We start from the raw sequence: 22,421 nt of genomic DNA, 5'->3' as shown, positions 1-22,421 counted from the left end.
AACGACTCGGGAAATGGTAGCGTAACGACCCGGGAAATGGTAGCGTAACGATGTGCCATACCTGCCGAGAACCATTGATCTGGAGCTTGACGAGCTTTTTCCGATCGCCCCGGCGCTCGCCCTGGACGGCCCGAAGGGCGTGGGCAAGACCGACACAGCCACCCGTCGAGCCACCATCACATGGTTGCTCGACGATCCTGCACAACGTGAACTCGCTGCCTCCGACTTCTCTCTTGCCACCGTACCGCCCGGCACCCTACTGCTCGACGAGTGGCAGAAACTCCCCTCGGTGTGGGATGCGGTGCGACGCCGGGTTGACTCCGGTGCACCACCGGGGCGATTTCTCCTGACGGGTTCGGCAACACCGGCCAGCGACTCAGGAACCCACAGCGGTGCGGGCCGAATTCTGTCACTACGGATGCGTCCCATGGCACTGCATGAGCGAGGAACAAGCACCCCCACAGTCTCGCTCCGCGACCTCCTCGATGGCACCTCGGAGGTGAGCGGCACGAGCCGCCTCACCCTGACTGACTACGCCACCGAGATCACCCGAAGCGGCTTTCCCGGAATCATGTCCACCCCGGGACGACTCCGACGAGGCTTACTGGACGCCTATCTGCAACGCATCATCGATCGGGACCTCCCCGAACTGAGGTTTCACCTCCGGCGCCCTGAAGTACTACGTCGCTGGCTTGCCGCCTATGCGGCCGCATCATCAACCACGACCTCCTATTCGCGCATCCTCGATGCCACAACTGGCGGAGATGGCCAACAACCAGCCAAGAGCACCACCATCGAGTATCGGGAGCACCTCACCCAACTATGGCTGCTCGACCCGGTTCCCGGCTGGATTCCAGCACACAACCCAATTCGACGGCTTCAGCAGGCTCCCAAGCATCAGCTGGCCGACCCAGCCCTTGCAGCCCGACTCCTCGGCCTGGACCAGCGCTCCTTGCTGAGCGCAGGCGGCGCTCACATGGCGGGACCCTTGTTCGAGTCCCTCGTCACCCTCGGGGTCCGCGTCGCCGCCCAGGCTGCCGAAGCGAAGCTCTTCCACCTGCGAACCAACGGTGGCGATCATGAAATCGATCTCATTGTTCAAGGAAGCGACGGCAGGGTTCTCGGCATCGAGGTGAAACTCGCTGCCAGCGTCAGCGACTCGGATGTGCGCCACCTGCTGTGGCTGCGTTCCCAGCTGGGAGAGCGCATCGCCAATCTCGTCGTCATCACCACCGGGCAGCACGCATACCGCCGTCCTGACGGAATCCTGGTCCTCCCGTTGGCCCTGCTCGGCCCGTGAACCTCACCAGCTCCCGGCGCGGCTGGTGGATTGACCCCTCACCTGGAGCTGCCCAGAACTTCTCTGGCGGCCGTTCCTCTCACCCGATCGGAGTCGAGACATGGCCGAGAACCTCCCGAAGCGCTCACCCGACGTGCTGTTCCTCCTCGGCGGAGCAGTCCTGATCTTCGGCATCGTGGCCATGGTCTGGCCTGGAATGACGGCCGTGACCTTCGCCATCATCTGGGGCATCACGCTCATCGTGGCGGGCCTCATGGCGCGCAAGGGCGATGACGACGGCGCAAAGACCCCGACAGCAGAGCCTGCCGTTTGATGTCACAACCACCCGTCGAGTGGTCCTGGCTTCGTGGTGTGATCGTCACGGCCCTGGTCGTGACGATCTACCACGTCGTCCCGGTTCGCACCGGGGAGGAGCTGTGGGGACGGGGCGCGCTGAGCTTCGCGATGCTCATCGTCCTGGCCCTGCTCATCACCCACCAGGTCAAGACCCACCCGGACCGGGTGGGGCGGCTCATCACCACCCTGGTCGCCGACATCTCGCTGTGTGCCCTGGCCTGCTACGCCCTCGCCACCCAGGTGCCCGGAGAGTTCGCGGGGCTTGCCACCCGCACCGATGCCCTCTACTTCACGATGGTGACCATGACGACGGTGGGCTTCGGCGATGTTCACCCCGTGGGGCAACGCGCCCGGCTGCTGGTCACCGCGATGATCGCCTTCAGCCTGCTCTTCCTGGGGCTGGTGGCCCGGACCATCGCCGCCAGCATCGGTGCCGCCAAGGAGCAGGCAGTCACCCCTGCGCAGCCCGAACCCGAAACCAAGGTGAGCCCGTGAGGTCAAGGACCAAGCACTCCCCCGCAACGGCCCCGCTGACCGGCCGACTGCTGACCCTCTCCGTGGGCTACGGCGCCGTGGCCGGGGCGGTGGCTGCGGCGACCTTCCTACTGATGAAGGGCCTGGAGCACCTGCTGTGGAGCCACACCGACGCCAGGTGGTACGTCTTCCTCATCGTCCTGCTCGGCGGCGTGGTGCTGGCCTGGCTGCGCACGCGGAGCACTGACTCCGACCTCGACGAGCAGCTGGCCGCCGCCGAGGACCCGACCTCGCTGCACCGTCGCAGGACCGCCTTCCTTGCCGCCTCCGCCATCATCGCCGTCGGTTTCGGCGGCTCCATCGGCCCGGAGGCCGGTCTGGTGGCCGTGGTCGCGGAGCTGTCGATCATGGTCAGCCGCCGGATCGGCCGCTCCCAGGCCGAGCGGCAGGTGATCGGAACCGCAGGTCCCGCCGCCGCGCTGGCCGGGCTCTACGGTTCCCCGCCCGGCGGGGCCGCCTACGGCGACGACACCCTGTCGCCGTCGAAGTGGACCGGGATCGCGGCGGGTATCAGCGGTTTCCTGGCCTCCTCGCCGTGGTGAAGCTCGCCGGGGTCGAGGCCCACGGTATGCACCTGCCCGAGCTGCCCCCCACGGAGCTGAAGACCCTGCTCGTCGCTGCCGTCCCGGCGGTGCTGGCCAGCCTCGTCGCCCTGGCCCACGCCCACTTCAAGCCCGTCTTGCAGACTCTGCTCGGCAAGCTCGGCCCCGGGTGGCGGCAGACTCTGGTCGGTTCCCTCCTGCTGGCCGCCCTACTGGCTGCCTTCCCGTTGCTGCGGTTCTCCGGCCACTCGGACCTGCACGTCATCATCGAGCAGACCGAGCACGGGGCCTGGTGGTTCCTGGTCGCCATCGCGGCGGGCAAGGTGCTGGCCACCGCGCTCAGCCTGGCCTCAGGTTGGCGGGGTGGCGAGTTCTTCCCATTGGCCTTCACGGGTGCCGCCGTCGGGACGGCCTGCATGGCCTTCGTTCCGGGACTCGACGCGGGGACCGCGATGGTGGCGGGGATGGCTGCGGCCACGACCGTGACCCTCGGCAAACCGCTGGCCGTGATGTTGATCGTGCTGCTCATGGTCCCGGCCGGGGCCCTGGCCCCGGTGGCCGTGGCGGTGCTGGCCGGTATCGCCACACTGCGACTCAGTGGGTACCAGCCGGGCCACCACTGACCCTCACCGGTGGAGATCGACGAAGCGCCGCACGATGCTGTGGACCACCGGCGTCACCCCCGCTCGATCCGCCTCCGCGCACAGCTGATCCACCTGCTCGGGCTCGAAGTAGCCCGCGTCACGGTAGACGTGGATGCGCTCCTTGATGCCCGCCGCGTCCAGCTCGGGGTGGAACTGGGTGACCCAGCAGTGCGTCCCGATCCGGTACATCTGCACGGGGCAGGACTGTCCCGTCGCGAGCAGCACCGCTCCCTCGGGAAGCCGGGCCACCGCCTCCTTGTGGCCGACGAAGGCGCGGAACTCCTCCCCCACCTCGGCCAGCAGGGGGTCCTCTCTCCCCTCAGCGGTCACCGACACCGTCACCGCCCCGACCGGCTCCCCGAACCCGCGGTCCACCAGGCCGCCCAGATGGCTGGTGACGGTGCCGATCCCGTAGCACAGCCCGAGGAAGGGCACCCGGTCGGCGAAGACCTGATCCAGCACCCGCGCCAGATCCGCCTCGATCCTCTGCTGGAGCTCGCTCTTGTCCGCGTCGGAGGAGTTGAAGGGACCGCCTCCCAGGATCACTCCCGCATGATCAGTGAGATCCAGTTCCGGCAGGGGTGCCTGCTCGAGGCGGACCCGGTGCAGGTCCACCGCCTCGAGGCCACCCAGACGACGCAGTGCGGCGGCCTCGCCGTCGGCGGCCGCATCCTCCGGACGGGTGGCGAGCAGCAGGAAAGGCTTCATTCGGTTCTCCTCGGTGAGGGCAGGACCCCGGCTCGGGTCTCGTCGATGACCGATCGAAGCACATCGGTGAGATTGCCGCACCCCGCGTGCACCGTGCGCTGTCTGGTGCAGCTGGGCCCGGCGTCCAGAACCGTGGTGATGTCCTCCAGTTCGGCGTCACAGCCGAGTTCCGGGGCGATCGGTCGCAGTTCGTCGAGCCACCACTGCGCCGCCTCGCGCAGCGTCGTGGTGAACTCGCCCGGGACCGCCTCGATCAGCTCCGCGTCGATCCCGTACCGGGCGGAGCGCCACTTGTTCTCCTTGAGGAACCACTGTCGCCCCTGGGGCTGACGGCCCGGGTTGCGGGTGAACCAGATGGTGAAACTCTGCGCGAGGGCGGCGAGCGCACCGACCTCGGTGAGGGTGGGGACGGAGTCCATCACGCGGATCTCGACGGTGCCGAGGGCGGTCGGGCGCACGTCCCAGCGGATCTGGGTGGGGTTGTCGATCATTCCGGCCAGGCGCAGGTCCTCGGCGTGGGCCAGGTACTCCTCCCACGTCGAGATCGGCCAGGGCAGCCCGTTGGTGGGGAGCTGTTGGAACAGCATCGTGCGCTGTGAGGCGAAGCCGGTGTCCGCACCCAACCAGAACGGTGACGAGGCGGACAGCGCGATGAGCAGCGGGCAGAAGCGGGCCAGGGCTTGGGTGAGCGGCAGGGCCAGGCCCTTGTCGTCGAGACCGATGTGGATGTGCAGGCCGTTGATGGCCAGCTGCTCGGCCCACCAGCCCCCTGCCCTGAGCACGTCCCGGTACTGGGGGTTGGACTGGTCGCAGCGCTGGCTGCGCGGGTCCTGCCAGGGATGCGCCCCCATCCCGACGGCCGCCACACCGTCGGCCTCACACCAGGTCAGCACCCGGTCGCGCAGTCGTTCCAGTTCCGCGACGGCCCCGCCCACCTCGGCGTGCACCCCGGTGACCAGTTCCACCATCGAGTCCAGAAACTCACCGCGGATCGGCCCGGTCTTCGGGTCCTCGACCCGTTCCAGCAACCGTGGCGCCACCGGCACCTGCTCCCCGGTGGCGGGGTCGACGAGGGCGAGTTCCCATTCCAGGCCGAGCGTGGCGAACGCGGAGGAGGCGAAGTCGATCTTCATGACCATCCTTCGGGCGTGACGACAGGTCCGCCCCCACCGTAGGGCACAGCCCCCGCTGCCCGGGGTCTCGTCTCACGGACGCGTCCTGACGTCGCGGTTGAGGTCGGCCCTCCGGGGCACCGGCAGGGCTGTCGCACCAAGCAGCACCCCGTGGGTCATCAGCCCCGATCCGAGGCATCCGGTTCACGGCGTCGACGAGGATGTCCCGCCCGTTCGGGCACGACTCACGGCTGCGGTGACGTGGTGTCAGTGGCTTCGGGATAGGCTGGGGGCACCGATCACGAAAGGAACCGGCACCGATGTCCCTCTTCAGCCGTGTCGAGCTGGCCCCGGCCGATCCCATCCTCGGCCTGGGCGAGGCCTACAACCGCGATGCGCGCCCCGAGAAGGTGAACCTCGGGATCGGGGTCTACCTCGACGAGGCGGGCGGACTCCCGCTGCTGGAGTGCGTGGCCCGGGCCGAGGAGAAACTCGTCGCCGCCCGCAGGCCGCACGCCTACCTGCCCATCGACGGTCTGCCCGGCTATGTCTCCGCCGTGCGGGAGCTCGTCTTCGGTGCTGACTCCCCCGCCGTCACCGAGGGCAGGGTCGTCACCACCCAGAGCCTCGGCGGCACCGGTGCGCTCAAGACCGGGGCCGACTTCATCAAGACCCTCACCCCCCAGGCGAGGGTGCTCATCTCCGACCCCTCCTGGGAGAACCACCGGGCGATCTTCGCCCGCGCCGGATTCACCGTCGGCACCTACCGCTACTACGACGCCGATGCCCACGGCATCGACGTCGACGGGCTGATCGCCGACCTCGAGGCGGCCGCCCCCGGCACCGTCGTGGTGCTGCACGCCTGCTGCCACAACCCGACCGGCTACGACCTCAGCCACGACCAGTGGACGAGGGTCATCGAGACCATCACGGCGGGTGACCTCATCCCGTTCCTCGACATGGCCTACCAGGGCTTCGGCGACGGTGTGGCCGAGGACGGGGCCGTCATCGGCCGATTCGTCGCCACCGGCCGCCCGATGTTCGTCTCCACCTCCTTCTCGAAGTCCTTCAGCCTCTACGGTGAGCGCATCGGGGCCCTGCACGTGGTCACCGCCGACGCCGACGAGGCGAAGCGGGTGCTCTCCCAGATCAAGATCTGCATCCGCACCACCTACTCCAACCCGCCCACCCTCGGCGCCGCCGTCGTCGCCGAGGTGCTGGGCTCGGCGGATGGGCGCGCCCTGTGGGAGCGGGAGCTCGGCCACATGCGGACCCGCATCAAGCAGTTGCGCGGCCAACTGGTGGAACGGCTGCACGAAGCAGGCATCGCGGACATGGACTTCATCGCGCACCAGGTGGGGATGTTCTCCTACTCAGGCCTGACCCGGGAGCAGATGGTCAGGCTGCGTGAGGAGCACGCCATCTACGGCACCGATGCGGGCCGCATGTGCATGGCTGCCCTGGGCGACCAGAACCTGCCCCGGGTTGCCGCCGCCATCGCAGCCGTGAGGTCCTGACCTCAGGCCGTGGCCACGGTGACCATCACGGCCAGGGCGAAGAGCCACCACAGTGTCATGACCACTCGCCCGAAGTAGAACCGGGCCACGCGGCGTCGGTACTGCGAGATCACCAGAGGTGTGGTGGGGATGCCGAGCGACCACGGGTCCTGCCCCACCTGGAGCAGCTTGAAGCTCGGTTGGTGGGGCAGACCGAAGCGCGTGGTGCTGTCCAGGTGCAGTCTCATCCCCTGTGCGATCGTGAGCAGGAAGGGCAGCAGCAGCACCAGTCCCAGCGCCATCACCACGGTGCGACCGACCACGGGCTCCACCGGCACGTCGACCCCCCAGGGCAGGGACAGCTCCGTGCCGATGCGGCCTGGCAGCCAGCTGGTGGCATTGACGTGCGAGAAGGCCAGCCCGGCCAGGGCGATGGTCGTGGAACGCAGCGCGGCCCCGACCAAGGAGACCCACCGCGGCCCGGTGGTGGTCACCTCCCCCGCCACGAGGAGACACACCACGACCAGCCACAGGATCGCATTGACGCGGAAGGCCCAGCCCTGCAGGTCGTGACCGGTCAGCACCCACTGGTGCAGCACCACCACGACGGGGGCGAGCAGCGCCGCGGGCAACTGGAGCCGGTTGAGGAAACGCACCATCCGGACGAACCAGACCCGCCAGAGGCCCGCCCGGTAGGCCTGCATCTCCCGACGACGCCGCACCGCCACCGGTTCCGGGGACATGGGCTGCGGCGCCTTGAACTGCACCGTGGGCCGTGGCCCCGGCTCACCCAGCACAGGTGTCAGTGGGTGCTGGGGGGCACCGGGGGCGGTGGCCTCGGGCAGGATCGGCAGCCCCGGGATCTCCTCGGTGGGGATGTCGTCCTGGTTCACCACGGGTCCCGCCGGTGGTCGCGGACGCCGCAGGGTGTCCTCACCCGTGACGTGCCCGGTCCCTGACATGCGCCCTCCCGTGTCTCGACTCCACCTCCAGTGTGTCAGGTCACGCAATCAGTCCAGGTAGTCGCGCAGCACCTGGGAGCGCGACGGATGGCGGAGCTTGCTCATGGTCTTCGACTCGATCTGCCGGATCCGCTCCCGGGTGACCCCGTAGACCTTGCCGATCTCGTCGAGGGTCTTCGGCTGGCCGTCGGTGAGACCGAAACGCATCGAGACCACCCCGGCCTCCCGCTCGGAGAGGGTGTCGAGGACGTCGTTGAGCTGCTCCTGGAGCAGGGTGAAGTTGACGGCGTCAGCCGGCACCACGGCCTCGGAGTCCTCGATCAGGTCACCGAACTCGGAGTCGCCGTCCTCACCCAGCGGGGTGTGCAGTGAGATCGGCTCCCTGCCGTACTTCTGCACCTCGACGACCTTCTCCGGGGTCATGTCGAGTTCCTTCGCCAGCTCCTCCGGGGTTGGTTCCCGGCCGAGGTCCTGCAACATCTGCCGCTGCACCCGGGCCAGCTTGTTGATGACCTCCACCATGTGGACGGGGATGCGGATGGTGCGGGCCTGATCGGCCATGGCGCGGGTGATGGCCTGCTTGATCCACCACGTGGCGTAGGTGGAGAACTTGTAGCCCTTGGTGTAGTCGAACTTCTCGACGGCCCGGATCAGGCCGAGGTTGCCCTCCTGGATCAGGTCGAGGAACAGCATGCCGCGGCCGGTGTAGCGCTTGGCCAGCGAGACCACCAGCCTGAGGTTGGCCTCCAGCAGGTGGTTCTTCGCCAGTCTGCCGTCACCGGCGATCCACTCGAAGTCGTCGAGGTCCTCGGGGTCGATGGGACGCTCGGTGTCGCCCAACCGTTCCTCGGCGAACAGACCGGCCTCGATCCGCTTGGCGAGCTCCACCTCCTCGACGGCGTTGAGGAGGGCCACCTTGCCGATCTGCTTGAGGTAGTCCTTCACCGGGTCGGCGGTGGCCCCGGCGGAGACCACCTGCTGCTCCGGCTCGTCGGCATCGTCCTTGTCGGAGAGGGAGAAGCCCTCCTCCTCGGTCAGCTCCTTCTCGAGGGTGGCCTCCTTCTCCTCGACGAACTCGGAGTCGTCCACCTCGTCGAGGGAGCGTTTCTTGCCACCGACCTTGAGCACGACGTCGTCGCCGTCGCGTTGCACCTCCACCTCGATCTCACCGGAGGTGACCTGTGCGATCGTGGGTTCCCCGAAGTCCTCCAGGTCGTCGCCCTGCGGCTCGAGATCGACCTCGAGCTCCTCCACCTCGGCCACCTTCGCGGTGGCCCTCGGTGCGGCCTTCGGCTTGCGGGTACGCGTGGTTCTCTTCGGTTCCGTCCTCTTCGGCTCGGTCTCCGCCTTGGCCTTGCGGGTACGGGGGGTCTTCTTCGGAGCCTGGGCGGCCTCCTCCGTCGCCTTGCCCGCGGCGGCACGGCCACGGGTGCCCTTGGTTGCCTTCTCCGGGCTCGAAGCAGAAGTCACGGAATCTCTCCTCGCGTTTTGGACACGACAGGCCCCGCTTGAGTCAAGAGGGGCGACCACGTTCATCATTCCACGACAGTCCCTTGCACTCAAACGAAGCCCTGACCCAGGCTCAGGGCTGCCGACCCGTGACGTCAGACCGTGGTCTGATCTTCCCCTGAGATAACGATTGGATCACGATTTGTGGAACCATCTGACCCCCTGAAGCGTTTGGATGGGTGTAGACGTCAGAAAGGCGGACGAATGATCACGACTGCACGGACGAGGAGCACCGACGGCATCGACGGCAAGGATGCGGTTGGTCTGTACCTCGACTCGATAGCCAAGACCCCTCTCCTCACGGCCGAGGAGGAGGTGGAACTGTCACGCCGGATCGAGGCGGGACTGTTCGCCGCCGAGGTCCTGGACGGCAACGAGACCACCACGCTCGACGCCACCCGTGAGGAACTCGAACAGATCGTCGAGCTCGGCCAACAGGCCATGCAGCGCTTCATCCAGGCGAACCTGCGTCTGGTGGTCTCCGTCGCCCGCAAGTACGGCAGGGCGCAGATGCCCCTGCTCGACCTGGTGCAGGAGGGCAACACCGGCCTGATCCGGGCCGTCGAGAAGTTCGACCACACGAAGGGCTTCAAGTTCTCCACCTATGCGACCTGGTGGGTGCGCCAGGCGATCTCCCGTGGCATCGCCCAGCAGGGCCGCATCGTCCGGCTCCCCGTCCACGTCGCGGAACAGGTGAACCAGGTCACGGCGGTGCGTCGCAACCTCGAACGCCAGCTGGGACGCGAGCCCGAGGTCGCCGAGATCGCGATGGAGCTCGACCTGCCGGAGGAGAAGGTCGTCGACCTGATCCGCTACGCCCGTGACCACGTCTCCCTCGACGCCCCGGTCGAGGCCGACGGCGACACCGCGCTCGGTGACCTCATCGCCCGCGAGACCGCCCCCGGCCCGGACGAGGTGGTCCTCGACGCCGTGGACCGGGCCCGGTTGGACGGCATGCTGGCCTCCCTCGACGACCGTTCCGCAGATGTGGTGCGCCGCCGCTACGGTCTGCTCGACGGCCGCCAGGCCAAGCTCGCCGACATCGGGCAGCACTGGGGCATCACCGCTGAGCGGGTCCGTCAGATCGAACGGCTCGCCCTGGCCAAGATGCGCGAGTTCCAGGCGGCTGCCGCCTGACCACCCTCAGCCGATGATGCGGATGAGCCCCTCCTGGGCGCAGGAGGCAACCAGCCGACCGTCCTGGAACAGACGGCCCTGGCAGTAGCCCCTGGCCCCGGAGGTGGACGGGGAGACCATGTCGTAGAGCAGCCACTGGTCGCAGCGCACCGGCCGGTGGAACCACATCGCGTGGTCGATGGATGCGGTCTGCATCGACGGCGACAGGAACTCCACCTCGTGCTGCACCGTCGAGACGCTGAGCAGCAGCACATCGGTGAGGTAGGCCAGGATCGCGGTGTGGAGCCACGGATCATCCGGCAGCCCTCCCTGGGTCCGCACCCAGGCCCGCATCACTCCCCCGTTCGGGGTCGGGGTCGGTGCCCCGGCCAGCCGCACATCCAACGCATCCCACTCCGAGAGCATCCGGATCGGCGCCCCGAACCTCTCCTCCAGCACCGCCCCGAGTGAGGGGCACTTCTCGGGGGAGGGCACCCCCTCGGGCTGGAGTGCCGCGTGGGACAGACCGTCCTCCGGCTCCTGGAAGGAAGCGTTGAGGTCGAAGATGACATCGTCGTGCTGCCGGGTGATCACCCGACGCGCGGAGAAGGTCCGGCCGTCACGCACGTGCTCCACCTCGAAGCGGAGGCTCTCCTCCCGGGATCCCGGGCGCAGGAAGTAGCCGTGGAGCGAGTGCAACTGCCTGGTCCCCGGCACGGTGCGCATCGCGGCGACGAGGGTCTGGGCCATCACCTGACCCCCGAACAGGCGCTGCCAGGTCGTGTCCGGTTGCGGGCCACGGAACTTGTCGGTTCCGACCTCCACCAGGTCGAACAGCTTGATCAGGTCTTCAACGGTTGCAGGCACCCGCCAATTATCGACCCACCAGGCCCATCGCCTGTGTGATCCTCTTGGCCGACACCGGGACAGCCGTGCGCACCCCCTGGGCGAACAGGCTGACGCGGAACTCCTCGAGCAGGAAGGCGATCTCCTCCACCTCCTGCGGCAGCGGACCGGGGGGTTGGGCATCGCACAGTTCCGCGTACCGGGCCTCCAGGCGGGCGATCTCCTCCCGGTTCCGCGCCGCCAGGTTCGGGTTCTTGCCCCGTGAGGTCAGCCGGGTCTCGCAGGCCTCCACCCACACCGGGATCCGGTCGTACCAGGGATCCGGGGTGGCGGAGATGAAGCGTGCGAAGGTGAGGTTGGCCAGCTGTTCCGTGATGTCACGGGCGGTCTCGTCCGTTTCCGGGAGGGTGGCCAGCAGCCGCGACACCCGGGACTCGGCGGCCAGGGCCCTCGCCGCGGTGGCCACGACGGCAGCCGTGGTCTGCGGCACCTCGGGACGCACCTGCTCCACCAGGTCACTGAACGCCCTCTCGTCACGGATCTCCATCGGGTCGACCGCCTCCCGCACCAGCCGGTCCACCGCCTTGAGCCAGGCGTCGGCGAGCAGCTCGGGGACGCTGTCGTAGCGGCTGCCGCCGAGGGCCAGTTTCTCCGCGTTGCCCATGTGGGAGACCACCCATTTCAGGGGCGAGGGGGTGACCAGGGTCAGCAGCCGTCGCAACCCCGCGGCATGACTGCGACGTGCCTTGGCGACGGTGTCGGCCACCTGCACCCCGACCGTGCTCCCCTCATCGACCAGGCAGGGATGACCGGCCACGCCGCCGCCCAGCTCCGTGGTGCGGGGCAGGGTGCCGAAGCTCCAGGTCGTGGCCCTCGTGGCCGCCAGTCGCCCCGCCCGTCGGGTCAGCGTGCCCGCCACCTTCGCGGACAGTCTCACCTTGAGCTCCTGGAGGTCCTCACCACGGGCGACCTCCGTCCGGTTGTCGACCACCACGAAGGTGGGACGCAGGTGGGTGTCAAGGGCAGCGGCGTTCCAGTCCTCGGGCGCGACCGCGACCCCGGTGAGGGCCAGCAGGGCCTGTCCCATCGCCCGGGCGAACGAGACCTCCTCGCCGACCCCCTGCTCCTCCAGCCAGGCCAGGGCCCGACGCGCATGGTCCGGGGCCGGGACGAAGGAGGTGCGGATCCGTTTGGGGAGTGACTTGATCAGCGCCACCGCCAGGGACTCCCTGAGCCCCGGCACCTGCCAGGTGAACGGGGCGGGATCCAGCACCCCCAGCTGTTCCAGTCGTACCTCCACGGTCACACCGTCGGCCCCTGCCCCGGGGTCGTAGACGTAGCTCACCGGCAGTTCCAGGTCCCCCACCCGCCACCGGTCCGGGAAGTCCTGGACCCGGACCTGCCCGGGATCGGTCACGCAGTCCGCGGGGGTGAGCCGGAGCCCGGCATCCGAGTCCAGCTGCCGCACGTACTTGTCGAAGGTGGCCCCGGAGACCACGGTCTCCGGCAGCACCCGGTCGTAGAAGTCGTACAGTGCGGCATCCGAGATCAGCAGTTCCGGGCGGCGCATCCGGTCGGTCAGTCGCTCCGCCTCCTCGAGTGCGTACCGGTTGGCGACCACCACCGGGTTGCGGGTCTCCCACTGCCCCTCGACCAGTCCGGAACGGATGAAGATCTCCCGGGCCTGCTCCGGGTGGCTCGTGGCGTAGTTCGTCCGACGCCCCGCGATGATCGGGACCCCGAACAGGGAGACGGTCTCGGAGGCGACCACCGTCGCGCTGCGGGGCGAGAACGTCGGCTCGCTGAGGGTCCGGGTCACCAGATCACCGGCAGCCCGCTCGATCTGCGAGGCGGAGACCGGGGCGAGTGTACGGGCCCAGAGCCGGGAGGTCTCCACCAGTTCGTAGGCCACCACCAGGGGTGGGGTGGTCCTGGCGAGTGCGGATCCCGGGGAGATCGCGAACCGCGCCCCCCGGGCACCCTGGTACTCGGTGAGGGGACGACGTCTGCCCTGCTTGGCCGGGCTGGGCAGCGCCAGGCCGATGTTGGACAGCAGCCCGGTCAACAGACACTCGACCACCACGTCGAACGGGGCCTCACCCTCCTCGGGCAGCTCCAGTTCCCGGCACACCTCGCGGAGCTGCGAGACCAGGTCCTCCCATTCCCGGAACCTCACGAAGTGCAGGAACTCCGCGCGACACATCTTCCGGAAGGCGCTGCCGGAGAGCTCCCGACGCCGGGCGCGAAGGTGGTGCCACACGTTCATCAGGGCCTCGAAGTCGCCACCGGGAAGAGCCCCGGCGGTCTCCTTGACGGGGCGGGTACCGGTGTGGACGGTGTGACGGCGGGGTTGCCCACCGGAGGGGGCCGCCGACGTGACCGCTGGGACGGTGAACCGACGGTGCAGCTCATCGGCGGCCTGCTGGTGTTCGAGCGGACGTTCCCGGACATCCGGCACGGTCAGCCCCGCGACGATCACCTGCACCTGGTGCAGTGCACCACGCCTGGACGCCTCGATGAGCATCCGGCCCAACCGGGGGTCGACCGGCATCCGGGCCAGCAGCCGTCCGGTCCGGGTCAACCGCACGTGCTCACGCCGTCGTCTGGGGTGGATGGCCCCCAGCTCGGTCAACACCCTGAGCCCGTCACTGATCTGGGAGGAGACGGGGGCCTCGACGAAGGGGAAGCCCTCGATGTCGCCCAGCCCGGCCTGGGCCATCTGCAGGATGACGGTCGCCAGGTTGGTGCGCAGGATCTCCGGCTCGGTGAACTCGGGTCGGGAGGCGAGGTCCTCCTGTGAGTACAACCGGATCGCGATCCCCGGTCCGAGTCGGCCGCACCGTCCCGCCCGCTGATCGGCCGAAGCCCGGGAGATCGGCTCGATGGGCAGCCGCTGCACCTTGGTGCGGGCGGAGTAGCGTGAGACCCGGGCGGTACCGACGTCGACGACGAACCGGATCCCCGGCACCGTGATGGAGGTCTCCGCGACATTCGTGGCCAGCACCACACGTCGCCCCCGGTGCGGCTGGAAGACCTTCTCCTGGTCTGCTGCGGCCAGACGGGCGTACAGCGGGAGGGTCTCCCAGCCGCGCAGCCGCAGTGCCTCGATGGCCTCCGCGGCATCGCGGATCTCCCGCTCCCCCGTCAGGAACACCAGCACGTCCCCGGTGCTGCTCGTCGAGGCGATCTCCTGCACCGCCTTGGCGATGGCATCCACCTCGTCCTCGTCCCCCAGGGGTCGGTAGCGGATCTCGACGGGATGGGTGCGGCCGGAGACCTCGACGATGGGGGCGTCGTCGAAGTGAGCGGCGAACCGGGCCGTGTCGATGGTGGCGGAGGTGACGATCACCCTGAGCTCCGGGCGGCGCTCCAGCAGCTGCTTGAGGTAACCCAGCAGGAAGTCGATGTTCAGGCTGCGTTCGTGGGCCTCGTCGATGATGATCGTGTCGTAGCGGCTGAGATCCCGGTCGTGGGCCAGCTCGCTCAGCAGCACCCCGTCGGTCATCACCTTGATCCGGGTGGAGCGGCTGACCTTGCGAGTGAACCGCACCTGGTAGCCGACGAACTCCCCCAGGGCCACCCCGCACTCGTCCGCGATGCGCCGGGCGACGGTGCGGGCCGCGATCCGGCGGGGCTGGGTGTGTGCGATGCGTTCCCGCCCCGCGAGAAGACAGATCTTCGGCAACTGCGTGGTCTTGCCGGAGCCGGTCTCCCCCGCCACGACCACCACCTGGTGGTCGCGGATCAACGACGCGATGCGCGGCGCCTCCGCAGAGATCGGAAGCGCCGCGTCGAAGGTCAGGACCGGCTGGTTCACTGTCCGTGGGTGATGTGCAGCGGGCACAGGGCATGGGCCATGAGACCCCGCAGCAGGCCACCCAGCCCGAATCCGGGGATGGCCTCCTCCCCGGTGCCGAGCACGAGGATGTCGTAGCTCTCGGAGCGTGTGACCAGTTCGTTGATCGGGGTGGCTGCCACCACCACCACCTCGTAGTCCACCTTGGGGAAGGCCTTGGCCTGCTCGGCGGCCATCGCCTCGATCCCGCCCCGGGTGAAGCGGATCAGCTCATCCAGGTCCGCGGGGCCGAGCTTCGGTCCGAACAGCCCGATGGGGGGCTGGAGCGCGTGGACGATCTCCAGCTTCGCCCCCCACTGCGCCGCCTCCTCGAAACCGGCGATGAGGGTGGAGCGGTTGCCCGGGCTGGTGTTGAGCCCCACCCCGATGAGCCCCTTGTGTCCGACATCCTGCGGATGCGCCGCGGCGGAGATCACGAGCACCGGGCAGGAGGAACCGGCCACGACGGAGACACTGGTGGATCCGACGAACATCCGCTCCAGCCCCGAGGTGGAGCGACGGCCCACGATGATCAGGTCCGCCACCTCGGAGAGCCGTCCGAGGACACCGCCGGGGGATCCCAGCACCACCTCGGTGCGGATCCTCTCATCCGGCAGCCCGCACTCCCTGGCGATCGCCGCGGCGGCCTCGTTGGCGGTCACACCGGCGTTCTGCAGCACCTCGGGGTCGTAGACCACACCCCACGCCCCGGCCAGCATCGCATCGTCGACCGCGTGCACCAGCAACAGCTCCCCGCCGATCTCGGCGGCGTAGGAGGCCCCGTACTTGACGGCCCGCAGGCCGTCATCGCTGCCATCGACACCGACCACGATCAACTTCGGTTTGGTCTCACTCATCTCGTTCTCCCTTGACGATTCCGGACAGGACCCGCCCCTCCACCGTGTGGATCCGAATCGCGACCCCGAGGCCGGGGGGATCCGGCAGGAAACTCGAGGACCGCTCGTCGTCGGAGGGGCCGCTGGTACCGCGCACCAGCACCGACCACCCGATGGCGGCCGCCACGTCGATGTCATCGACCTGGAAGGCGACCTGGCCCGGCACCACCAGTCTCGCCAGGGGCGAGGTCGGGTGGGTGTGGAAGACCAGGTCCTCCCCCACGAGGTGGTAGTTGACGGGGAGGATGGTCGGACCCTCGTCGGTCCACCACGCGACCCGCCCGACCTCATGGCCGGCCAGCAGCCTGAGGCACTCGGAACGCTCGAGACGTTCAAAGTAGGTCACATCCGTCATGGGTGAACTGTAGCCGGATGTGGGCCCGCGTGTGGCGCGGGCTCAACCGGTCGTCGGATAGGTGGTGTGTCCCCCGAGCTTGTGGGCCAGCTCGTTGTCGATGCCGTCGGCGACGTGGGAGATGGATTCCAGGGCCTGGCGCAGGTGTGCGGGGACGAATGGCTGGGCCGGGACCGAGACCTGGACGAAGACCCGGTCCTGGTGCAGCGCGAACCGGCAGTAGCGGACCTGCACGTTGAGATCGTTCAGCACCTCGCAGGCCCGGGACCGCCCACTCACGTCATGGACCAGGGCCGAGAAGAGCACCAGCTCACGGAAGTCCGGGGTGGAGCGGCAGAACACGACGGTGGAGCCCACCCGGATCGCCACGTCGCCCTGGGCATTGCGCAGAGCCGGTCTGCCGAACAGCCGTCCCAGTTCCTCGTCGACGACGGCGTCCAGTTGGGCCTGGTTCGCGGGCATCACGATGCCGTACTGTCCGGGGGTGGGTGGGGTGGATCCTCCTCCCCGGGGGGTGAGGACCTCGGCCAGTTGATCCGGCTCCAGGAAGATCGGGTGCAGCACCCCGACGATGTCGGCCATCGCCGAGGTGGTGAGCTCAGCCAGTTCCTGGAGCCGGTCCTCGCCACGCCGGGTGACCCAGACGTCACCGTCGGGCTGCCATCCGGCCTCCTCCAACCTGCTCGACTGCACATGGCTGAGCGTGGCCTGGATCACCCCGTCGGGTGAGGCGGAGAACCGGATCGACGGCGAGTCCTCCGGGTGTTCCTCCCCCGCCACGGAGATGGTCAGGTCCGCGCTGGCGTCCATGACGGACAACACCTCCGTCAGGCGTTCGGTGAACTCACACCACGCCTGACGGGTGGTCTCGTCCAGATCGAAGTCCTCGATGTCGGCCACGGTGGCAACCTCCTTCGGCCTCAACCTAGCAGGCCCTAGGCTGGAACCGTGACTGCGGTGGTGACAGGGTTCGCGACGATCTTCGTCGCCGTCGCCGTCGGCTATCTCATCGGAGGGCTGCGTGCCCTCCCCGAGAACGCCCACCGGAGCATCGCGGCCCTGGCCTTCTATGTCGGGACCCCGGCGAAGATGTTCCAGGTCGCCTCCCAGGCGGATCTCGCGACGGTGTTCAGCTGGCACCTGCTGCCCTTCCTCGGGGCCTCGACCCTGGTGGTGGTGCTCACCGTCGCGGTGTCGTGGCGACAGCGTGTCGACCAACGGGTCATGAACTGCATGGGCGCGGCCTACACGAACTCGGGCAACCTCGGACTACCCATCGCGCACTACGTCCTGGGCTCAGCCGCATGGGTGGCCCCGGTGTTCCTGTTCCAGGTCAGTCTGCTGCAACCCGCGATGCTGCTCGTCATCGACGCCGCCCGTGCCCGGGAGGCCCGCCGTCGGCTGGGTCCCCGAGTCATCGCGGCGCTGGTCTACACGAATCCCGTCACCGTCGGGACCCTGCTCGGCCTCGGCGTGGGTCTGACCGGGGTCACGCTGCCCCCGCTGGTGATGGACCCGGTCAACCTGCTGGCCGAGACCTCGATCCCGTTGATGCTCATCGCCTTCGGGCTCGGACTCCGCGTCTCCGGGATACCGCGCCGGTTCTCCGGTCGGGCCCGCTTCCTCATCGCCATGAAATGTCTCCTGATGCCAGTGGCGGCCTGGGGCATCGCGAGCGTGGCCGGGATGTCCCCCGAGCACGTGCGGGCCGCCACGGTGCTCGCCGCCCTGCCCACCGCGCAGGTGGCCCTGGTGCACGCCATCCGCTACGACCTGGAACGGGATCTCATCCAGCAGGTGCTGTTCGCCACCACCTTGCTCAGCGTCCCCGTGATCACGGTTGCCACGATGCTCACGGGCTGAGATCAGGCGTACACTGTCCTGTCCCCAGGAGGTGATCATGTCCGAGTCCAGACGCAGGCTGTTCCGCCCCTTCGGTCGACGCCCCGCCGCCCCTGCCGACCCCGTGGAGCTGCCCCCTCCGAGCGAACCGGAGGAGACCCGGAGCTCCCTCGTCGCAGCCCGGATCTACGTGGCCGGGCAGTGCATCGCCCAGCCGGAGACCCTGGAGGAGGCCTACTCACTGCTGGACCGCCACCCCCACTCCTTCGCCTGGCTCGGACTGTACCGACCACACAGACGGGAGCTGGCCAGCCTCGCCGCCGAGTTCCGGCTCAATCCCCTGGCGGTCGAGGACACCATCGTCGCCCACCAGCGCCCGAAGCTGGAGCGCTACGAGGACACCCTGTTCATGGTGCTGCGGGCCGCCCACTACGTCGACGAGGACGAGCAGGTGGTCTTCGGTGAGGTGCACGCCTTCGCCGGGGAACGCTTCGTCATCACCGTGCGCCACTCCGACTCCCCGGACCTGACCCGGGTCAGGCAGGACCTGGAGGCGCAGCCACGACGCCTGGCGAAGGGCCCGTCGACGGTGCTGCAACGACTGCTCGACATCATCGTCGACGACTACGAACCGGTGGTCAGCGGGCTCGAGAACGACATCGAGGAGATCGAGACCGAGGTCTTCAGCGGTCACGCCCAGGCCGGCCGACGCATCTACCAGCTCTCGCGGGAGGTGCTGGAGTTCCAACGGGCGCTTCGCCCCCTGCGCCAGATCATCGATGCACTGCGCCTGGACAAGGCGTTCGCCGCCCTGGGGGAACGCCGCCTCCAGGAACTGCGTGACATCGAGGACCACGCCATCGCGTTGAACGAACGCACCGACTCACTGCGGGAGAACCTCCACGGCATTCTCCAGCTCAACCAGTCCCTGCAGACCGGGCGGCAGAACGAGGAGATGGCCGCGATGACCGAGGCCGCGCTGCAGCAGGGCGAGACCTCGAGGCGCATCGCCGCCTGGGCGGGTGTGCTGTTCGTGCCCTCACTCATCACGGGCACCTACGGCATGAACTTCCAGCACATGCCCGAACTGGGCTGGGTCTGGGGATATCCGTTCGCCCTGGTCCTCATGCTCGTCTCCGGGGTGGTCATGTACCTGCTCTTCAGGTCCCGCGACTGGCTCTGAACCCGGCTCCGGATTTTCGCAACGTCGACGCCACGGAACTGGCCCCTGCGGTGAGGGTGACCTAAGATGAGGGTTCCCGAGTGAAAGGCCCCCATGAATCCCGCTGACTGGCAGGCGCCCCTGTGGGTGGTGCTGCTCGGATTCTTCGTCATCGTGATGCTTCGGGCCAACGGAACCTACTGGATCGGGCGCGGCATCATCGCCGGCACGGGCAACACCCGGTGGCGTCGAGCCCTGGAGACCCGGGCCTACCGGCGTGCCTCCGCACTCATCAACCGCTGGGGCCCACCGGCGATCAGCGTCAGTTTCCTCTTCGTCGGGGTGCAGACGATGACCAACCTGGCCGCCGGGGTCACCCGGATGCCACTGCGGCGCTACCTGCCCGCCGTGACCGTCGGGTGCGTGATCTGGGCGCTGATCTACGGCACCGTCGGGTTCATCTCCTGGGAACTGCTGATCCGGGCCTGGGAGCTCAATCCCGTTCTCACCGTGGTCGTCGCGACGGCCCTCCTCGGGTCGCTCGGACTCTGGCTGACCCTGATCCGGGTCAACCGCCGCAGGGCGGGAAGTGCCCCCTCAGAAGCGCCTGGCCGCTCCCTTGTCGGCTGACTGGGCCAGGGAACCGTAGATCCGGAGGGCCGTGGAGACCTGACGGTCCCGGGTCGCCGGGCGATATCCGTGCCCGGCCTCCAGTTCGGCCCTGCGGGACGCCAACTCCTCGTCGCTCACCTGGACGGTGATGCTCCGCTCAGGGATGGAGATGGAGATCCGGTCCCCGGTGCGCACCAGGGCGATCGGCCCGCCCGAGGCCGCCTCCGGGGAGACGTGCCCGATGCTCAGCCCCGACGATCCTCCCGAGAACCGGCCGTCGGTGATCAGTGCACACCTCGGCCCGAGTCCCAGTCCCTTGAGGTAGCTGGTCGGGTAGAGCATCTCCTGCATCCCCGGACCGCCCTTGGGACCCTCGTACCGCACGATGACGACGTCACCCTCCTTCACCAGACCACCGAGGATGGACTCGACGGCCTCCTCCTGGGACTCGGTGACGAAGGCGGTACCGGTGAACTCCCACTGGTGCTCCGGCACCCCGGCGGTCTTGACGATGGCCCCGTCGGGCGCGAGGTTGCCCCGCAGCACCGCCAACCCGCCGTCCGCGGTGTACGGGTGGGCGACGGAGCGGATGCACCCGGACTCGGCGTCGAGGTCGAGGGACTCCCAGCGGTTGGTGGAGCTGAACGCCTCGGTGGTGCGCACCCCACCCGGGGCGGCGTGGAACAGCTCGATGGCCTTCCCACTCGCCCGGCCGCCGCGGATGTCCCAGTCGGCGAGCCACTGCTGGAGCGAGTCGGAGTGGATGCTGTGCACCCTGTCGTCGAGTTTCCCGCCGCGGTGGAGCTCCCCCAGGATGGCGGGGATGCCTCCGGCCCGGTGGACGTCCTCCATGTAGTAGCGCTCCGAGTTGGGGGCCACCTTCGCCAGGCACGGGGTGACGCGGGAGATCGCATCGATGTCGTCCTGGTCGAAGTCGACCCCGGCCTCCTGCGCGGCGGCCAGCAGGTGGAGCACGGTGTTGGTGGAGCCGCCCATCGCCACGTCCAGCCGCATCGCATTGCTGAACGCCTCCTTCGTGGCGATCGACAGCGGCAGCACCGAGTCGTCGTCCTCGTCGTAGTGACGGCGGCACAGCTCCACCACCAGCCGTCCCGCCTCGAGGAAGAGGTCACGACGGGCGGCGGCGGTGGCCAGGGTCGACCCGTTGCCGGGCAGGGCCAGCCCGATGGCCTCCAGCAGGCAGTTCATGGAGTTGGCGGTGAACATCCCGGAGCAGGAACCACAGGTGGGGCAGGCGCTCTGCTCGATCCGGCCCAACTCGTCATCGGTGACGTTCGGGTCGACGGCGGCGGTCATCGCGTTGACCAGGTCCAGCGAGGTGGTGGCCTCACCGTCGCGGATGATCGCCTTGCCGGACTCCATCGGGCCACCGGAGACGAAGACCGTGGGGATGTTGAGCCGCAATGCGGCCAGCAGCATGCCCGGGGTGATCTTGTCACAGTTGGAGATGCACACCAGGGCGTCGGCGCAGTGGGCGTTGACCATGTACTCCACGGAGTCGGCGATGAGTTCACGACTGGGCAGGGAGTACAGCATCCCGCCGTGCCCCATCGCGATGCCGTCGTCGACGGCGATGGTGTTGAACTCGCGCCCCGTCGCCCCGGCCTCCTTGATGGCCTCACTGACCAGCCTGCCCATGTCGCGCAGGTGCACGTGGCCGGGAACGAACTGGGTGAAGGAGTTGGCCACCGCGATGATCGGCTTGCCGAAATCGGCGTCGGTGATGCCTGTGGCACGCCACAGGGCTCGGGCACCGGCCATGTTGCGACCATGGGTTGACGTGCGGGAACGCAGCGCGGGCATGTCTCTCCTTCATGCGACGGACCCGCCAAGTGTAGACGCAGCCGCTACCCTGAGCCCCATGTCATCAGTTCAGTTGCGGGGCGTGGCCCTCGGGCAGGGCAGACCCAAGGTGATCGTCCCCCTGGTCGGCACCGACCTCGACGGCCTGCTGACGACGGTCGCCGATCTCACGCCGGTGGCGGCCGACATCGTGGAGTGGCGCGCGGATCTCCTGGCCGACTGCTCGGTCGCCGCCGTCCTCAAGGGCGCGGCCCGGCTGCGCGAGGCCCTCGGCGAGCGTCCCCTGCTGTTCACCTTCCGCACCCGGGCCGAGGGGGGGCAGCAGGAGATCACCCCTGAGCAGTACCGCGAGCTCAACCTGGCCGTGGTCGCCTCCGGCCTGGTGGATGCCGTGGACGTGGAACACCGCGTCGAGCCTGCCGCAGGTGATGCGGTGATCGCCGCCGCCCGGACGGCCGGGGTGCCGGTGATCGGCAGCGTCCACGACTTCACCACGACCCCGCCCGCCGACGAGCTGGTGGAGATCCTCGCCGGGATCCGGCAGCGGGGCTGCGCCGTCGCCAAGGCCGCGGTGATGCCCCACAGTCCTGCCGATGTGCTGGAGGTGATGGTCGCCACCCGGACGATGGTCACCCGGTACCCCGGGTTCCCGGTGCTGACGATGGCGATGGGGGGTCTCGGACTCATCACCCGGTTGGCCCCGCAGCTGAGCGGGTCCTGCGCCACCTTCGCCACCGTGGGTGCGGCCTCCGCCCCCGGCCAGATCCCGGTCGGCGAGCTCCGGCCCGTG

Annotated in this window: 20 protein-coding genes and 1 pseudogene; 11 read left to right on the top strand and 10 right to left on the bottom strand. The window is 68.8% G+C overall.

Annotation, left to right across the window (positions count from 1 at the left end; all coding sequences use genetic code 11):
* Positions 1-52: 52 nt before the first annotated feature.
* The 5 genes from EII34_RS08295 to EII34_RS08275 all read left to right on the top strand — a co-directional run bounded on the left by EII34_RS08295 (position 53) and on the right by EII34_RS08275 (position 3,335).
* On the top strand, positions 53-1,300 hold the full coding sequence (locus tag EII34_RS08295; protein WP_124844694.1) for an ATP-binding protein: 1,248 nt from the start codon (positions 53-55) through the stop codon (positions 1,298-1,300).
* A 100-nt stretch (positions 1,301-1,400) separates the two neighbouring features.
* On the top strand, positions 1,401-1,613 hold the full coding sequence (locus EII34_RS08290; protein WP_124844693.1) for a DUF308 domain-containing protein: 213 nt from the start codon (positions 1,401-1,403) through the stop codon (positions 1,611-1,613).
* The gene (locus EII34_RS08285) at positions 1,613-2,131 is read left to right on the top strand and encodes an ion channel (RefSeq protein WP_124844692.1); all 519 of its coding nucleotides are present in this window, start codon (positions 1,613-1,615) and stop codon (positions 2,129-2,131) included. Before EII34_RS08290 ends, EII34_RS08285 begins: the two co-directional genes overlap by 1 nt.
* Positions 2,128-2,712 (top strand): chloride channel protein, encoded by a 585-nt coding sequence (locus EII34_RS08280; protein ID WP_124844691.1) that lies wholly within the window; start codon positions 2,128-2,130, stop codon positions 2,710-2,712. Before EII34_RS08285 ends, EII34_RS08280 begins: the two co-directional genes overlap by 4 nt.
* Positions 2,706-3,335: a chloride channel protein gene (locus tag EII34_RS08275; protein ID WP_124844690.1), complete on the top strand. Its 630-nt coding sequence runs from the start codon at positions 2,706-2,708 to the stop codon at positions 3,333-3,335. The genes EII34_RS08280 and EII34_RS08275 overlap by 7 nt, the downstream gene beginning before the upstream one ends.
* Positions 3,336-3,338: 3 nt before the next feature.
* Here EII34_RS08275 and EII34_RS08270 read toward each other — a convergent pair whose 3' ends face one another.
* Together EII34_RS08270 and EII34_RS08265 are read right to left on the bottom strand one after the other, a co-directional pair.
* Complete coding sequence (locus EII34_RS08270) at positions 3,339-4,064, bottom strand: glutamine amidotransferase (RefSeq protein ID WP_124844689.1); 726 nt, start codon at positions 4,062-4,064, stop codon at positions 3,339-3,341.
* Positions 4,061-5,197: a carboxylate-amine ligase gene (locus EII34_RS08265; protein ID WP_185711240.1), complete on the bottom strand. Its 1,137-nt coding sequence runs from the start codon at positions 5,195-5,197 to the stop codon at positions 4,061-4,063. The genes EII34_RS08270 and EII34_RS08265 overlap by 4 nt, the downstream gene beginning before the upstream one ends.
* Before the next feature lie 299 nt (positions 5,198-5,496).
* Here EII34_RS08265 and EII34_RS08260 point away from each other — a divergent pair, with 299 nt between their 5' ends.
* Positions 5,497-6,693 carry an amino acid aminotransferase gene (locus EII34_RS08260; protein ID WP_124844687.1) on the top strand — a complete coding sequence of 399 codons (1,197 nt, stop codon included), beginning with the start codon at positions 5,497-5,499 and terminating at the stop codon, positions 6,691-6,693.
* 2 nt (positions 6,694-6,695) lie between these two features.
* On the opposite strand, the gene EII34_RS08255 is transcribed toward EII34_RS08260, so the two are convergent.
* Positions 6,696-7,634 carry a hypothetical protein gene (locus EII34_RS08255; protein ID WP_124844686.1) on the bottom strand — a complete coding sequence of 313 codons (939 nt, stop codon included), beginning with the start codon at positions 7,632-7,634 and terminating at the stop codon, positions 6,696-6,698.
* Positions 7,635-7,682: 48 nt separating this feature from the next.
* A complete protein-coding gene (locus EII34_RS08250; RefSeq protein WP_464115344.1) occupies positions 7,683-9,173 on the bottom strand; it encodes an RNA polymerase sigma factor in 1,491 nt (496 codons plus the stop codon).
* Positions 9,174-9,347: 174 nt separating this feature from the next.
* On the opposite strand from EII34_RS08250, the gene EII34_RS08245 reads away from it, so the two are divergent.
* Positions 9,348-10,280 (top strand): sigma-70 family RNA polymerase sigma factor, encoded by a 933-nt coding sequence (locus tag EII34_RS08245; RefSeq protein ID WP_124844684.1) that lies wholly within the window; start codon positions 9,348-9,350, stop codon positions 10,278-10,280.
* Between the two features lie 6 nt (positions 10,281-10,286).
* Here EII34_RS08245 and EII34_RS08240 read toward each other — a convergent pair whose 3' ends face one another.
* Genes EII34_RS08240 through EII34_RS08220 form a run of 5 tightly spaced genes read right to left on the bottom strand, consistent with a single transcriptional unit; the run spans position 10,287 to position 17,091 of the window.
* The gene (locus EII34_RS08240) at positions 10,287-11,126 is read right to left on the bottom strand and encodes an acyl-CoA thioesterase (protein ID WP_124844683.1); all 840 of its coding nucleotides are present in this window, start codon (positions 11,124-11,126) and stop codon (positions 10,287-10,289) included.
* Between the two features lie 7 nt (positions 11,127-11,133).
* On the bottom strand, positions 11,134-14,922 hold the full coding sequence (hrpA, locus tag EII34_RS08235) for an ATP-dependent RNA helicase HrpA (RefSeq protein ID WP_124844682.1): 3,789 nt from the start codon (positions 14,920-14,922) through the stop codon (positions 11,134-11,136).
* Positions 14,919-15,797 (bottom strand): universal stress protein, encoded by an 879-nt coding sequence (locus EII34_RS08230; protein WP_185711239.1) that lies wholly within the window; start codon positions 15,795-15,797, stop codon positions 14,919-14,921. The genes hrpA and EII34_RS08230 overlap by 4 nt, the downstream gene beginning before the upstream one ends.
* Positions 15,790-16,191: a pyridoxamine 5'-phosphate oxidase family protein gene (locus tag EII34_RS08225; protein ID WP_124844680.1), complete on the bottom strand. Its 402-nt coding sequence runs from the start codon at positions 16,189-16,191 to the stop codon at positions 15,790-15,792. The genes EII34_RS08230 and EII34_RS08225 overlap by 8 nt, the downstream gene beginning before the upstream one ends.
* A gap of 42 nt (positions 16,192-16,233) precedes the next feature.
* Complete coding sequence (locus EII34_RS08220) at positions 16,234-17,091, bottom strand: T3SS (YopN, CesT) and YbjN peptide-binding chaperone 1 (protein WP_124844679.1); 858 nt, start codon at positions 17,089-17,091, stop codon at positions 16,234-16,236.
* Between the two features lie 48 nt (positions 17,092-17,139).
* Here EII34_RS08220 and EII34_RS08215 point away from each other — a divergent pair, with 48 nt between their 5' ends.
* From EII34_RS08215 to EII34_RS08205, 3 genes are all read left to right on the top strand, one after another.
* Positions 17,140-18,054 (top strand): AEC family transporter, encoded by a 915-nt coding sequence (locus EII34_RS08215; RefSeq protein ID WP_124844678.1) that lies wholly within the window; start codon positions 17,140-17,142, stop codon positions 18,052-18,054.
* A 37-nt stretch (positions 18,055-18,091) separates the two neighbouring features.
* On the top strand, positions 18,092-19,216 hold the full coding sequence (locus EII34_RS08210; RefSeq protein ID WP_124844677.1) for a magnesium and cobalt transport protein CorA: 1,125 nt from the start codon (positions 18,092-18,094) through the stop codon (positions 19,214-19,216).
* Between the two features lie 93 nt (positions 19,217-19,309).
* Positions 19,310-19,825 (top strand): DedA family protein, encoded by a 516-nt coding sequence (locus tag EII34_RS08205; RefSeq protein ID WP_124844676.1) that lies wholly within the window; start codon positions 19,310-19,312, stop codon positions 19,823-19,825.
* Here the strand turns inward: EII34_RS08205 and ilvD are convergent.
* Positions 19,793-21,631: a dihydroxy-acid dehydratase gene (gene ilvD / locus EII34_RS08200; protein ID WP_124844675.1), complete on the bottom strand. Its 1,839-nt coding sequence runs from the start codon at positions 21,629-21,631 to the stop codon at positions 19,793-19,795. The two genes, EII34_RS08205 and ilvD, sit on opposite strands and share 33 nt — an antisense overlap.
* Between ilvD and aroD the strand changes: the two are divergent.
* Positions 21,522-22,409, top strand: a pseudogene (aroD, locus tag EII34_RS16700) (type I 3-dehydroquinate dehydratase); the annotation flags it as partial. The gene ilvD and the pseudogene aroD overlap by 110 nt on opposite strands.
* Between the last annotated feature and the right edge of the window lie 12 nt (positions 22,410-22,421).

The organism is Arachnia propionica (assembly GCF_003859805.1).
Lineage (GTDB): Bacteria > Actinomycetota > Actinomycetes > Propionibacteriales > Propionibacteriaceae > Arachnia > Arachnia propionica_C.
This window is presented reverse-complemented; position numbering and strand designations above follow the sequence as displayed.

Coding starts and splice junctions, on each gene's coding strand:
- EII34_RS08285 (WP_124844692.1), top strand. CDS start 1,613: ATGTCACAACCACCCGTCGAGTGGTCCTGGCTTCGTGGTGTGATCGTC.
- EII34_RS08290 (WP_124844693.1), top strand. CDS start 1,401: ATGGCCGAGAACCTCCCGAAGCGCTCACCCGACGTGCTGTTCCTCCTC.
- EII34_RS08205 (WP_124844676.1), top strand. CDS start 19,310: ATGAATCCCGCTGACTGGCAGGCGCCCCTGTGGGTGGTGCTGCTCGGA.
- EII34_RS08270 (WP_124844689.1), bottom strand. CDS start 4,064: ATGAAGCCTTTCCTGCTGCTCGCCACCCGTCCGGAGGATGCGGCCGCC.
- EII34_RS08255 (WP_124844686.1), bottom strand. CDS start 7,634: ATGTCAGGGACCGGGCACGTCACGGGTGAGGACACCCTGCGGCGTCCG.
- EII34_RS08265 (WP_185711240.1), bottom strand. CDS start 5,197: ATGAAGATCGACTTCGCCTCCTCCGCGTTCGCCACGCTCGGCCTGGAA.
- EII34_RS08245 (WP_124844684.1), top strand. CDS start 9,348: ATGATCACGACTGCACGGACGAGGAGCACCGACGGCATCGACGGCAAG.
- EII34_RS08225 (WP_124844680.1), bottom strand. CDS start 16,191: ATGACGGATGTGACCTACTTTGAACGTCTCGAGCGTTCCGAGTGCCTC.
- EII34_RS08230 (WP_185711239.1), bottom strand. CDS start 15,797: ATGAGTGAGACCAAACCGAAGTTGATCGTGGTCGGTGTCGATGGCAGC.
- EII34_RS08260 (WP_124844687.1), top strand. CDS start 5,497: ATGTCCCTCTTCAGCCGTGTCGAGCTGGCCCCGGCCGATCCCATCCTC.
- ilvD (WP_124844675.1), bottom strand. CDS start 21,631: ATGCCCGCGCTGCGTTCCCGCACGTCAACCCATGGTCGCAACATGGCC.
- EII34_RS08250 (WP_464115344.1), bottom strand. CDS start 9,173: ATGATGAACGTGGTCGCCCCTCTTGACTCAAGCGGGGCCTGTCGTGTC.
- EII34_RS08210 (WP_124844677.1), top strand. CDS start 18,092: ATGTCCGAGTCCAGACGCAGGCTGTTCCGCCCCTTCGGTCGACGCCCC.